At 74.6% G+C, this 13132-nt stretch carries 11 protein-coding genes; 6 read left to right on the forward strand and 5 right to left on the reverse strand.

Going from position 1 to position 13132, the window contains the following annotated elements; genetic code table 11:
• Nucleotides 1-78 precede the first annotated feature (78 nt).
• On the reverse strand, nt 79-1263 hold the full coding sequence (locus ABZT14_RS20100) for a histidine kinase (protein ID WP_356304579.1): 1185 nt from the start codon (nt 1261-1263) through the stop codon (nt 79-81).
• A 212-nt stretch (nt 1264-1475) separates the two neighbouring features.
• On the opposite strand from ABZT14_RS20100, the gene ABZT14_RS20105 reads away from it, so the two are divergent.
• Nucleotides 1476-2240: an ABC transporter ATP-binding protein gene (locus ABZT14_RS20105; RefSeq protein ID WP_356304582.1), complete on the forward strand. Its 765-nt coding sequence runs from the start codon at nt 1476-1478 to the stop codon at nt 2238-2240.
• A gap of 245 nt (nt 2241-2485) precedes the next feature.
• Nucleotides 2486-4990 (forward strand): ABC transporter permease, encoded by a 2505-nt coding sequence (locus ABZT14_RS20110; RefSeq protein WP_356304585.1) that lies wholly within the window; start codon nt 2486-2488, stop codon nt 4988-4990.
• Nucleotides 4991-5024: 34 nt separating this feature from the next.
• Here ABZT14_RS20110 and ABZT14_RS20115 read toward each other — a convergent pair whose 3' ends face one another.
• Entirely contained in the window at nt 5025-5966 is a 942-nt protein-coding gene (locus ABZT14_RS20115) for a hypothetical protein (RefSeq protein ID WP_356304588.1), read from the reverse strand.
• A 411-nt stretch (nt 5967-6377) separates the two neighbouring features.
• Here ABZT14_RS20115 and ABZT14_RS20120 point away from each other — a divergent pair, with 411 nt between their 5' ends.
• Nucleotides 6378-7430 (forward strand): hypothetical protein, encoded by a 1053-nt coding sequence (locus tag ABZT14_RS20120; protein WP_356304591.1) that lies wholly within the window; start codon nt 6378-6380, stop codon nt 7428-7430.
• A 36-nt stretch (nt 7431-7466) separates the two neighbouring features.
• On the opposite strand, the gene ABZT14_RS20125 is transcribed toward ABZT14_RS20120, so the two are convergent.
• Nucleotides 7467-7838 carry a helix-turn-helix domain-containing protein gene (locus tag ABZT14_RS20125; protein WP_356304594.1) on the reverse strand — a complete coding sequence of 124 codons (372 nt, stop codon included), beginning with the start codon at nt 7836-7838 and terminating at the stop codon, nt 7467-7469.
• Between the two features lie 93 nt (nt 7839-7931).
• On the opposite strand from ABZT14_RS20125, the gene ABZT14_RS20130 reads away from it, so the two are divergent.
• On the forward strand, nt 7932-8606 hold the full coding sequence (locus tag ABZT14_RS20130; protein ID WP_356304596.1) for an NAD(P)H-binding protein: 675 nt from the start codon (nt 7932-7934) through the stop codon (nt 8604-8606).
• Nucleotides 8607-8726: 120 nt separating this feature from the next.
• Here the strand turns inward: ABZT14_RS20130 and ABZT14_RS20135 are convergent, their stop codons facing one another.
• On the reverse strand, nt 8727-9407 hold the full coding sequence (locus ABZT14_RS20135; RefSeq protein WP_356304599.1) for a nucleoside/nucleotide kinase family protein: 681 nt from the start codon (nt 9405-9407) through the stop codon (nt 8727-8729).
• A gap of 367 nt (nt 9408-9774) precedes the next feature.
• Between ABZT14_RS20135 and ABZT14_RS20140 the strand changes: the two genes are divergently transcribed.
• A complete protein-coding gene (locus tag ABZT14_RS20140; protein ID WP_356304602.1) occupies nt 9775-10395 on the forward strand; it encodes a hypothetical protein in 621 nt (206 codons plus the stop codon).
• A gap of 114 nt (nt 10396-10509) precedes the next feature.
• Here the strand turns inward: ABZT14_RS20140 and ABZT14_RS20145 are convergent, their stop codons facing one another.
• Complete coding sequence (locus ABZT14_RS20145) at nt 10510-12042, reverse strand: NAD(P)/FAD-dependent oxidoreductase (protein ID WP_356304605.1); 1533 nt, start codon at nt 12040-12042, stop codon at nt 10510-10512.
• A 70-nt stretch (nt 12043-12112) separates the two neighbouring features.
• On the opposite strand from ABZT14_RS20145, the gene ABZT14_RS20150 reads away from it, so the two are divergent.
• Nucleotides 12113-13129 (forward strand): AraC family transcriptional regulator, encoded by a 1017-nt coding sequence (locus ABZT14_RS20150; RefSeq protein WP_356304608.1) that lies wholly within the window; start codon nt 12113-12115, stop codon nt 13127-13129.
• Nucleotides 13130-13132 lie beyond the last annotated feature (3 nt).

Genomic DNA, 13132 nt, shown 5'->3' on the forward strand with positions numbered 1-13132 from the left:
GAGGAGCCCGGGCGCCCGCCATGGCACCAACACGGCGCCAGGAGACGCGAGCCTCGCGGTGATCCGAACGACGGCTCCCTAGCTCGCGGCCTTTCGCCAGGGCAGTACCGCCCGCACCTGCCAACCCCCGGTGGGCAGTGGGCCGCTCCGCAGTGAACCGCCCAGCTCCTCCACTCGTTCGGTCAGCCCCACCAGCCCGTACCCGCCACCCGCCGACTCCGGGACGGGGGCCGGGGAACCGTCGTCGGTGACGTTCACCTCCAGTTCGGGCGCCCCGGTCACCCGCGCCACCCGGACCGTGACCGCGCGGGCCCCGGCGGCGTGGCGCCGTACGTTGGTCAGCGCCTCCTGCACCAACCGGTGGACGGAGGTGCTGAGTTCGGGGGGTGGTGGCTGCTCCAGCAGCCGGGGGTCGAGGCTGAGTTCCACCCGGGGGCCGGTGGGGGAGGCCGCCGTGAAGTCGGCGACCAGGTCCCGTACCCGGCGCAGGTCGCCGGGTGGGCGGGTGGCCGCCGGGGTTGAGGAGTCCCGCAGTTCGCTGACCATCGCCCGCATCGACTCCAGGGCCTCCGCCCCGGCCCGCTCGATCTCGTCCAGCATCCCGTCCAGTTCCTCGGGCGACGGGTCGCGACCGGAGCCGGCCGTGTACCGGGCGGCCCGGGTCCTCGCCACGATCGCGGTGATGTGGTGGGCCACGAAGTCGTGCAGGTCCCGGGCGTGCTCCAGCCGTTGGGCCTGGAGCACCGCCTGCCGTTGGCGGGCCCGCAGGGTGTCCCTCAACCGTAGGTACAGGCCCAGCAGCACCGCGAAGGGCAGCGCGGCGACCACCCCGACGAGCAGGGTGGCCAGCACCTCGCTCCGTTCCTCCAGCCGCAGCAGCAGGGAGCCGGCCGCCAGGGAGGCGCCCGCTACCAGTGCACCGGCCCGGGCCAGGCGGTCGATCCGCACCGAGCGGACGACCAGCGCGATCAGGACGAGCAACTCGACCATGCCCGGGGTGTTCTCCGGCCGCTCGGCCAGGTGCGCCTGCACCGCCGTCACCGCCAGGGACCACGCCACCGCGCAGGCCGACCACCGGCCGAACAGCCGCCGGGGCACCGCCAGCGCCACCAGGCACAGCAGACCGGAGACGGCGACCGCCACCCTCATCGACCACAGCGGGGGGTTGAACGCCTCCAGGACCACCAGGGGAACCAGCAGGCCGCACAGGACCACCCGCACCACCAGCCGGGGATCGCGGGGACGTCGCAACAGGGAGGTCATGTCCCGGAACGCTACGGCCTCCCCCCGGCACCCGCCTCAGCCGTTCGGCTGAGGCGCGTCCCCGGCCCACTCGGTCGTCCGGTGGATACGGAGGGTGGCCGCCCGGAGGAAGCATCGGTACCCGTGAGCGGTGGCCGGCTCCCCTTCGGTGACGGCCGCCCCAGCCGCCGGCAACCGGCCGGCGACCACCGTGGACGAGACGGAGGCGGAAGATGAACGGGGTCCACCCGACCGAGGGCGACCAGGTCGCCCGAGCCGAGGAGCTGACCAAGGCGTACGGCGAGGGAGAGGCGAGGGTACTCGCTCTGAGAGGGGTGAACGCCACCTTCCACCGGGGCGGGTTCACCGCCGTGATGGGCCCCTCGGGCTCCGGCAAGTCGACCCTCCTGCACTGTCTGGCCGGCCTGGACCGCCCCACCTCCGGGCGGGTCCACCTCGGGGACGTCGAACTGGGCGCCCTCGGGGACCGCGCCCTGACCCGGTTGCGCCGGGAACGGCTGGGCTTCGTCTTCCAGCAGTTCAACCTGCTGCCCACGCTCACCGCCCGGGAGAACATCCTGCTGCCCTGCGGACTGGCCCGTACCGAGCCGGACCCGGACTGGCTGGCCCGACTCGTCGGACTGCTGGGCCTGACCGGGCGGCTGGACCACCGGCCCGCCCAGCTGTCCGGCGGACAGCAGCAACGGGTCGCCTGCGCCCGGGCGTTGGTGACCCGCCCGGAGGTGGTGTTCGCCGACGAACCCACCGGCAACCTCGACTCCCACGCGTCCGCCGACCTCCTGCGGTTCCTCCGCCGTTCGGCCGACGAACTCGGGCAGACCGTGGTGATGGTCACCCACGACCCCTCGGCCGCCGCCTGGGCCGACCGCGCCCTGTTCCTGGTGGACGGCCGGCGGCGGCACACCGTCCAGGACCCCACCCCGGCCGAGGTGCTGAGGGTGATGCGGGAGCTGAGCGCCGTACCCGAGGCGGCCTGACCCCGTCGGGGGCGCTGTTGCCGCTGTGCTCCCGGGGTTCCCCGGCATCCCTCGGTGATTCTCGGCGTTCACCGGCGTCCCCCGGACGTCCCTGAGCGTCCCCGCCTCGGGCCCGCCGTACCCGAGGCGGCCTGAACTCGCCGTACCCGCCCCGGCGTTGGCCGGCGCTCCCGAGGCGCCGGGCCACCACCTCCTGTCGGGGCGCCACCGGCCCCCGGCCCCACCCGTTGTCTCGAGAGGCTTCCATGCTCCGCTCCACCTTGCGCACCCTGAACGCCCACCGGTCGCGGTTCGCCCTGCCCGGGGTGGCCGTGGTCATCGCCGTCGCCTTCCTCACCGGCTCCCTGGTCTACGGCCAGTCCGTGGGCGCGGCGGTGGAACGCGACCACACCACCTCCCAACCGGACGTGTCGGTACGGCTCACCCCCGAGCCCTCCTTCGACGGTGAGGCACCTCGGCTGGACGACTCCCTGCTGCGGAAACTGCGCCGACTCCCCGGGGCGCGGGCCGCCCGGGGCACCGTCGAGGGCGGCACCCTGCTGGTCACCCCGGACGGCGAGACCCTCGGCGACTACCAGTCCACCGGCGTCAACTGGGCACCCGACCGGAAGGGCTCCGACCCCCGCTACCCCCTGACCCGGGGACGTGGCCCGCGCGGGGGTGGGGAGGTCGCCGTCGACCGCCGGGCCGCCGAACGCGCCGGCTACCGGGTGGGGGACCGGATCCGGGTGGTGGCCGACGGCCGGACCCGGGACGTACGACTGGTGGGCACCTTCACCGCCCGGGACAGCCGTACCGCCTCCGGCGCCACCCTGACCGCCTTCGCCCCGGACACCGCCCGGGATCTGTTCGCGCCCTCGCCCGGGCGCTACACCGAGATCAGCCTGACCGCCTCGGCGGGCGCCTCGGAGACCCAACTCGCGCGCCAGGCGGAGAAGTTGACGCCCGAGGGGGTGACCGTCCAGACCCGCGACCAGTTCGTCCGGGAGGCGGTGCGCCTGAGCGGCGGTGACAAGCTCACCTCCCTGCTGGTGAGCTTCGCGGGGGTCGGACTGTTCGTGTCGGTCTTCCTGGTCGCCACCAGCTTCACCGCCCTGTCGGCCGCCCGAGCCCGGGAACACGCCCTGTTGCGGGCGGTGGGCGCCACCCGACGCCAGGTGGCCCGACGGGTGTTGGCCGAAGCCGCCCTTCTGGGCCTGGTCGCCTCCGCCCTCGGCTACGCCCTGGGCATCGGACTGGCCACACTGATGGGCCGGATGTTCGCGGTACTGGGCGAGGGCCGCCAGGTACCGCTGCTCCTGGACTCGCCCCTCCCGCCGTTGGCGGCCTGCGCGGTGGGTGTCGGCGTCACCCTGCTGTCCGCCTACCTGCCCGCGCGCCGGGCCGGCCAGGTGCCCCCGGTCGCCGCTCTGCGTTCCGAACTGCCCCCGGCCCCCGCCCCGTTGCGGCGGCGCAACCTCACCGGGCTGCTGGTCACCGCCCTGGGGGTGGCCCTGCTGGTCGCCGCCAAGGACGCCCAGGACCTCCTCTACGCCGGGGCCCCGCTGCTGCTGGTCGGACTCATCCTGCTGACCCCCTCGCTGGCTCTGGGCTTCACCGCCCTGCTGCGCGCCCCTCTGACCCGGCTCGCCGGGGTACGGGGCACTCTCGCGGTGGAGAACGCCCGCCGCACCCCCCGGCGTACCGCCGCCACGGCCGCCACCCTGATGATCGGCCTCGCCCTGGTCACCGCCGTGACGGTGGCCGTACGGGCGGTGGAGGAGCACGACGCGGAGGAGGCCGCCGCCCGCATGGTGGCCGACCTCCAGGTCACCGCCGTGGAGGGCGCCGAGGTCGGGACGGACGCCGCGCGCCGGCTGGCCACGTTGGACGGGGCGGAGGCGGTCACCCCCGTCGTCCAGGGCACCCTGTACGCCCCGGGGGACCGGGGTGACGGTCTGGGCGTGGTCGGGGTGAACCCGCGCACGGTCGGACAGGTGACCCGGCTGACCGTGCGCCAGGGCTCACTGGCCGACCTGGACCGGGGTGTCGCGGTCAGTACCGAGGTGGCCCGGGAGCGCCACTGGCGGGTGGGCTCGCGGGTCAGCGGCTCCTTCCACTCCGGTGGCGAGCAGCGGACGCTGCCGGTGGTCGCCCTCTACGACGGCCCGGACGACCTCACCCCCGCCCTGGTCCCCGACCGCCTGCTCCGCTCCTCGGCGCGGGGCGGCGAGGAGACCCGGGTCCGCGCGGTACTGCTCAAGGCCGCCCCGGGCGGTACCGAGGCCCTGCGGGAGGCCGCCCGGAGGACCCTGGACAACCCCGCCCTGAGGATCCAGGACCGGGCGGACGTACGGGCGGAGGCCGGCGCCGGCACCTCGGCCATCCTGGCGATGATGTACGGGCTGTTGAGCGTCACGATGCTGATCGGCGTCCTCGGGGTGGTCAACACCATGGGCATGGCCGTACTGGAGCGGGTCCGGGAGACCGGCCTGCTGCGCGCGGTGGGGCTCGACCGGCGGGGCGTGGCCTCCCTGCTCAGCGCTGAGGCGGTGCTCATCTCGGTGTTCGGCTCGGTGCTGGGCCTGGTCGCCGGCGGGGCGATCGGAGTCGCCGGGGTACGCGCCCAGGGCGGGGTGACCCCGGTGCTGCCCTGGCAGGACGTGGGCCTGCTGTTCGGGGCCGCCGCGCTGGTGGGCGTACTCGCCGCCCTGGCCCCCGCCGTCACCGCGGCCCGTACTCCGGTGCTGCGCGCCATCGGTACCGAGTGAGCCTGGGGCCCGCCCCGCGCCCGTCCCCGCGCGGTCACCGTGCGGGGACGGCGCTGCCCCACAGGAACGCCACGACCTCGGTCGGCGTGGTGGCGGTCACCTCGTCCCGGGTGAGGCGCCAGACCCGGCGCCGGTAGTTGCGCACCTCCAGCCAGCCGTCGTCCGTGGAGGTGGCCAGAGCCCCCAACAGCCGGTGCAGGTCGGCCGGTTGGCGCACCGCGAACCTCCGGTCCGAGGGCGCCTCCACGGCCCCCGGCAGGTGGTGGCGCAGGTCGGTCACCGGACAGGGCCTGCGGTCCCAACTGCTCCACCGCGACGCGGCCGGGCCCCGCAGCCGGGCCTCCACCACGGTGCCGGTGTCCCGGTCCCCGATCTCGCAGTCCAGTACGGGCAAGGCCCGGGCCAGCCGGTCGCCGTACCGTCGCTCGGAGAGCGAGGGCCCGCACAGCAACACGTGGTCGAACCGCCCCAGCGGGCGGGGCAGGGCGCACTTGTGGTGGGAGCGCCCGTCGAAGGCCTGGTCCACCAGAGGGCGGACCGCCCGTAGGAAGCCGTGGACCATGGCCGGGTCGTGACCGGACGCCCCGACCTCGAAGCAGAGCCCCCGCCGCTGGTCCCCGTCGAGCACCAGGTAGCGGTGGGGGTCGGCCCCGGCCGAGGGGTCGGGGGGCCTCACGAACACCCCCGGCTCGTCGCCGAAGGGCTGGTACCCCTCGGTGAGGGACGCCTCCCGGTCAGGCCCGGCCGTGTCCGGGACGTCCGGCGGGGTGACCTCCTGGTAGCCCTGACGCCGCTTCTCCCGGACCCTGCGTTCCAGGTGCCGTCCGGCTTCGGTCTCGTCGGGCAGCGTGGTGGTGGACTGCCGGGTCGGTCCGCACCCCAGACCCCACCCGACGTGACAGTGCACGCCGTCGCGGCTGATCCGCCAGCGCCGTACGACACCGTCCTCGTCCCGCTCGAAGTACCGCGTGTCCATCGCTCCTCCCTCTCCCTCCGCCCCACCAACACGAGACCGCCGACGTCACGGTTCCCACCGTTCGGCAACCCGTGGCCTCCGTGACACCCGCGCCGGGTGCCGGTGGCGCCCCGGGAACCGCGGGTGGCGCACCGCCAGCGTGCCTCCCGTCCCCGCCGACGTCCTGGTGGGAGGCGCCGGACGGGGGCGCTCCGGTCACCGGGCGCGGTGCGGGTCGCCCCGGGGTGCTCGCGGACCTGGAAGGTACGCCTCCCCGGTGCCTGAGTTCCTTAGGACCTGTGGGGACGCGTCCGGCGCGGGGCGCCTCGGCACCTCGGCGCCTCCGAGGGGACGGGGATGAGTATCCGTACTCATCCGACCGGCCGGCCCCTCCTCCTACCGTGGCCGGCACACCGGACGGGGAGGGACACCATGAGGGGACGGAGACGACCGCGCGGGGCCCTGGCGCTGCTGGGTCTCGCGCTGCTGGTCACCGGCTGTGGCCTGGGCACCAGGGAGGACCGTCGGCGGGCCCAGGAGATCGCCGACGAACGCCATCCGGGGCTGCTGCGGGTGGTCGGCGCGCGCACCCTGTTCCCGCGGACCAGCGGTTCGGAGGTCTCGCTGTCGGTGGCCGACGACCCGGACGCGGTGGTACGCCTGCGGATCGACGCCGACTCCGGTGTCTGCGGAGGGGCCCCCTGCGACCGGGCCCTGGACGTGGCGTTGGAGGACGCCCGGGCCGCCGCCCGCGACCTGCGGCTGCTGCGCGCCGCCCTGCGGGAGTGCGGCCACACCCCGCGTGCCGTACGGGCCTACCGTTCCTCGGTCGGCGAGCCCTGGATCGAGGCCCGGCTGACCAACGACAACGTGACCGGGGTGCTGGAGAGGTTGGGGGAGTGCCTGCGGGGCTGGGCGTCGGCGTACTCACCGGCCGACGGCGCCGCCCCCTCGCGCCAGCGCGCGGTCACCGTCCACATCGCGGCTCCCGGTACCGCCCCCGACGCCCCCGAGAACGCGGCGGGCCGGGGACCCACCCTGGTCCGGCTGACCGAACGCGGGGTCCACGCCGCGCTGGCGACCAGGCCCTCGTACGCGGTGACCTGGACGTACCGGAATGGTGTCCTGGACGCCGGGTCGGGCGCGGTGCGGCTGGTCCGCCCCTTCCGGGAGCGGCGTGCGTTCGAGCGGGCGGTGGGGGACCACACCGCCGCCTGGCTGGCCCCACGGCACCCCGGCGCCCACCAGTTGAGGCCGCACGGGGTGGTGCGGCTGGTGCCCGGCAGGGTGGACCGGCTGTGGGGGCACGTGCTCTTCTGCGACCGGTCCCACCCGGAGGAGCGGGGGAGGGCCGGGGCCGCCCGCTGTCGGGGCGACCACGCGGTGCGGGTCACCACCGACCTGGACGGCTCGCTGGTCGGCGAGCCCCGGGTGATCCGTGACGTGCGGGAGGGCAACGGTCCGCTGCGGCTGCCCCCGGAGTGACCCGGCGGGCGTGTGGCCGGCCGGAGCCCGGCGGGTTCAGTCCCGGCCGGCCGCGTGGGCGTGACGGGCTCGCAGCAGGGCGGGCAGGTGTTCCCGGCTCCAGGTGCGGGCCGCCTCGATCAGGGGGAAGAGGCTGTGCCCCAGCGGGGTCAGCTCGTACTCGACCCGGGGCGGATTCTCGTCGTACGCGGTCCGGGTCACCAGGCCGTCCCGTTCCATGGCCCGCAGGGTCTGGGTGAGCACCTTGGGGGTGATGTTCCGCAGGGGGACGCGGAGTTCGCTGAAGCGCCGGGGTCCGTCCCGCAGGCAGAGCACCACCATGCCGGTCCACTTGTCGCCGATCTGGAACGGCATGGCGCTCGACGGACACATCGGGTCGAACATCTCGGGGTCCAGCGGCTCGGACATGGTGCGGAGGCTAGCCCAGTATCGTTGAGGTAACCAGTATCCGATGGATACCGTGCAGCTCGGAGGCGAGATACGCCACCGGGAGGAGGGGGCATGGCGGACATCGTGATCTTCGGCGCGGGCGGTCGCGCCGGACGGGCGGCCACCACCGAGGCGCGCGCCCGAGGACACCGGGTCACCGCCGTGGTGCGCGACCCCGACCGGCACCCGGACCTCGCGGAACCCGGTCAGGGGGTACGGGTGGTGTCCGGCGACATCACCGACCCCGCCCAGGTGGCCCGGGCGGCACACGCCCACCACGCCGCCGTCCACGCGGTCAGCCCGTTCAGCGGACCGGAACAGGGCTTCGCGGACCTCGACCCCGCGTTCTTCGTCCGGGCGGCCGAGGCCCTGCTGTACGGGCTCGCCCGGGCCGGAGTGCCCCGACTGCTGGTGGTCGGCCTGTTCGCCAACCTCCGTGACCCCGACGGGCGGCCACTCAGCGAGGATCCCCACATGTTGCCGCCCGGGATCCGTCCCTTCGCCGAGGCCCACCAGGCCGGACTGGACCGGCTCCGGTCCGCCCCGACCGAGGTGGACTGGCTGATGGTCACTCCTCCGGCCCGGCTGGAGGCGGGGGCGCCCCGTACCGGCGGCTACCGGGTCGGGGGCGAGACCGTCGGGGACGAGGCGACGGCACGGCTGTCCTACGCCGACCTGGCCGTGGCCCTGCTGGACGAGATCGACACCCCCCGCCACCACCGGACCCGGATCTCGGTCCACGGCTGACCGGCCCCACCGGGCGGCCCCCGACGCGGGGCTCCACGGATGGACGCCGATGGACACCGGGCGCACCGGTCCGCCAAGGCCCGCGCGGCACCGGCCCGTTGGCGCCGGTGGCCACCGGGGTCAGCCGTCCCGGTCGGCCGGCCCCTCGGTCAGCACCAGGTCCGCCCGGCCGAGGGTGCCCCGGACGAGGGCGCTGGTCCGCGCGTCCACCCCGTCGACCTTGGCGCGGGCGTCCTCGGGGGTGAAACCGTGGTGGACGTAGCGCCGCAGCAGCCGCTCCCGCCGTGGTGCGGGGGAGGCGTCCAGGAACCACGCCTCGTCCAGCGTCCCGCGTACCCCGTGCCAGGGCGGGGAGTCGCACAGCAGGAAGTTGCCGTCGACCACGACCAGTTGATGAGCGGGGGCGACCTCGACGGCCGCGCACACCGAGTCCTCCACCTCCCGGTCGAACTCCGGCCACCACACGCCGTGTTCGGTCTCCACGACGGTGCGCCGCAGCAGGGCCAGGAAGCCGTGGCCGTCGAAGGTGTCCGGGGTGCCCTTGTGCGCGACCTGCCCCCGTGCGGTGAGGACCCGGTGCGCCAGGTGGAAAGCGTCCATGGACACCCCGACCGCCAGCCCGGGGTGGGTCCGGTGCAGGCGGGCCAACAGCTGTGCCGCGAAGGTGGACTTGCCGGCCCCCGGTTCGCCCACCACGCCCAGCAGAGCCCGCCGGCCGTGCGCCAGGCGCAGGGCGCGCGCGGCCAGTTCGTCCAGGGAGGGGTGACGGTACAGGGGAGTGGCGGGGGCGGGCGTCGCCATGCGAGCGGCCTCCGGGGAGGGGTGGGATGGGCGGGCGCGGGGCGCTTCGAGGGTACGTCCGTCACCCGCCGTACGTCGGGTGCTCGCGGAGGGTCGGGCCGGTACCGGCACGTCGCACGGCCGTTACCGGCAAGTTACGGAGTTCGGCAACCCCGAAGGTCCCACCGACGTCCTGGGAGACAGGCACTGACTGCCGGGGCTGGTGTGACACCACCGGACCCGGTCGGGGGAGGTCGGTGGTGCCCGTCACCCACGGTCTCCCCCCTCGGTCGCGACGGAGGGACCGAGCGCAGTCGCCACGACAGACCGCACATCCGGGCGGGCACCCCACCCCCGGCTCGCCCCCACCGCTCAAGGAACCGTCTTGATGAAGAGAAACGCCGGACTCCGGCTCGCTGCCCCCGTGTTCGCCCTCGGTCTCGCGCTGACCGCCTGCAACTCCGACTCGGACTCGGACTCCGACGCGAAGGACGACAAGAAGCCCAGCCAGTCCGCCAGCCAGCAGCCCGCCGACGACCAGGAGCAGGGCGGGGACAAGGAACTGGGCACCGGGCAGCCGGCCACCGACAAGTTCCAGGAGGACGACGGCACGATCACCTACCAGGTCCTGGCCAAGAAGGTCGACATCAAGAGCGCGGCTGATACCGCGAAGATGCTCAAGGACCCCAAGGACGCCAAGGGCCGGGTGGCCGTGACCGCCCAGGTGGAGTTCACCAACAAGGGCGGGGGGACGGTCAAGCGGTCCCCGAAGGTCGACGACAACATCCAGATCTACGCCGACGGCCAGCGTGGCGGACTGCTGATCTTCGCCCCCGAGGACAGCCCGGGCTGCGAGAAGCCCTACAGCGTGAAGGAGTGGGGCCAGGGGCAGAAGCACACCTTCTGCGACACCTACATGATCCCGGAGAACGCCAAGACCATCGAGGTTCGCTGGTCCAGCGAGAGGAACGACACCGACCCCTACCGCTGGCAGTTCCCCAACAAGTGACCCACCGGCCGGCCGGTGCCGGTCAACCCGGTTCGGGGAGTACGGGGCCGCCGCATCGCCCAGGACGCGGCGGCCCCGTGCCGTACCCCCGCACGGCCGGCGTTCGGCGAGGGGTCAGCCCGCGCCCTGCCGCTCCGGTACGGGCAGTGGGGAGCGGACCGCGGAACGGTGGGTGGGCCACAGGGTGCGGTCGAGGTCGGCGCGTAGGGTGGTGGCCGCGTCCAGCACGTAGTTCTGGCGTACCCGCCAGGGGGCACGGTCGCCCTGCCGGGGGAAGGCCCCGATGGAGCGCTGGATGTAGCCGGAGGCGAGGTCCAGCAGCGGCCGGGGCGTCAACTCGCCCTCGGGGCGGGGCTCCACGGCGGCGTACTGGTGGCGGTCCATGTGGTTCAGCACCCGGCACACCAGCCGCGCGGTGAGGTCCGAGCGCAGGGTCCAGGAGGCGTTGGTGTAGCCGATGGACACCGCGAAGTTGGGCAGTCCGGTGACCATCGCCCCACGCCAGACGAACTGGTCGCTCAGCGGCACCTCCCGCCCGTCCACCCGTGGGGTGATGCCGCCGAAGGCCAGCAGGCGCAGCCCGGTCGCGGTCACCACCACGTCGGCCTCCAGCACCCGCCCGGAGCGCAGGCGGACACCCTCGGGCACGAAGCGGTCCACGTGGTCGGTGACCACCTCGGCGTTGCCCTCCCGCAGGGCGGTGAACAGGTCGCCGTCGGGCACCGCGCACAGCCGCTGGTCCCAGGGGTCGTAGCTCGGGGTGAAGTGCTGGCGGACCATCTCCCGGTCGCCCAGGGCACGGGAGTTGAGCCGGCTCAGCAGTCTGCGGGCGGCCCGGGGCCGGCGTTGGCAGAACTGGTAGAGGGCGACGGAGAACAGGATGTTCTTGGTGCGCGCCGCCTGGTGCGCGGCCCCGGCCGGCAGCACCCGGCGCAGGGCGTCGGCGAACCGGTCGCGGGCCGGCAGCGAGCTGATCCAGGTCGGGGACCGCTGGAGCATGGTGACCCGCGCGGCCCGCTCGGCCAGCGCCGGGACCAGGGTGACGGCGGTGGCTCCGCTGCCGATGACCACCACGCGCTTGCCGGAGTGGTCCAGGTCCTCGGGCCAGAACTGCGGGTGGACCAGGGCGCCCTGGTAGGAGTCCACGCCGGGGAAGTCGGGGGAGTGGCCCCGCTCGTAGTCGTAGTAGCCGGCGCAGCTGTGGAGGAAGGAGCAGGTGAGGGTGCGTTCGGTGGTCCGGCCCCGGGCGTCGGTGTGGTCGACGGTGAGCGTCCAACGGGCCGTGTCGGTGCACCAGTCGGCGGACCGGACCCTGGTGCGGTAGCGGATGTGCCGGTCGATGCCGTACTCGGCGGCGGTCTCCCGGATGTAGCGCAGGACGCTGGGGCCGTCCGCGATGGACTTGGCTTCCCGCCAGGGGCGGAACGGGTAGCCGAGGGTGAACATGTCGGAGTCGGACCGCACGCCGGGGTAGCGGAACAGGTCCCAGGTGCCGCCGAGGGAGTCCCGGGCCTCCAGGATGGTGTAGGTCCGTCCGGGGCACTCGGTCCCCAGCCGGTAGGCGGCGCCCACCCCGGAGAGTCCGGCGCCCACGATGACCACGTCCAGGTGCTCGGGGGAGGGCTGGTCGCTGGCGAGATGCGTCATGGGTACCAGTGTGCGGGCGGCCCGGGGCCGGAACTTGACCGGGTACGACAGCTGTTTGACCCTGGGCGACATGTCGGTGATCCGGTCCGCGGGACTGCGGGGGCTGCGCGCGACGGTCGCGGAGCTGGGCGGGGACGCGGAGGCCCTCGCCCGGGCCAGCGGGGTGCCCGTCCGCGCCCTGGACGCGGACGACGTGCTGGTGCCGGAGACCGCCATGGGCGAGGTCCTGGAGCTGGCCGCACGCCAACTCGACTGCCCCGACCTGGGGTTGAGGGTGGCCGGCCGCCAGGACCTGGGGATGCTGGGGCCGCTGGCGGTGGCCATCCAGAACTCGCCCACGGTGGGGGACGCCCTGGACTGCACGGTGCGCTACCTGCACGTCCACGCCCGTTCCCTCAGCCTGCGGCTGGAGCCCGACCCGTACCGGGCCCCGGGAGTGGTCGGGCTGAGCTACACCGCGCTTCCGGGGGTACCGCTGCCGGCCCAGGGGCTGGAGCTGAGCCTGGGCTTCGTCCACCGCTCCCTGACCTTCCTGCTGGACGGGCCCTACGGACTGCGCAGCGTCGAGTTGCCCCACCGGCCCGGTGCCCCGCTGGAGCGGTACGAGGAGTTCTTCGGGGTGCCGGTACGCGTACGGCGGCCGGCCGCCATGCTGCGGGTGCCGCTCAGCCTGCGGTCCCGCCCGCTGGGTCCGGGCGACGAACGGCTGCGGCAACTGGCGCTGGCCTTCCTCGCCCAGGAGGCGCCGCCGGAGTCGGCCAGCACCACCCACCGGGTGCGCGGGGCGCTGGAACAGTGCCTGGGCACCACCCCGCCCGAGGTCGGGACCGTGGCACGGCTGCTCACCCTCCACCCGCGCACCCTGCAACGGCGGTTGGCCGCCGAGGGCACCACCTTCGCCCGGGTGCTGGACGAGGCGCGCCGGCAGGCCGCGTTCCGGTACCTGACCGGTACCGACATGCCCATGGGGCAGGTCGCCGCCCTCCTGGGGCTGTCCGAGCAGTCCGCGCTCAGTCGCTGCTGCCGCCGCTGGTGGGGCACCACACCCCGGGCGGTGCGGCGGTACGGCGTACCCGGGAGCGGGTGACCG

The sequence above is a fragment of the Streptomyces sp. NPDC005438 genome (assembly GCF_040606315.1).
Classification (GTDB): Bacteria; Actinomycetota; Actinomycetes; order Streptomycetales; family Streptomycetaceae; genus Streptomyces.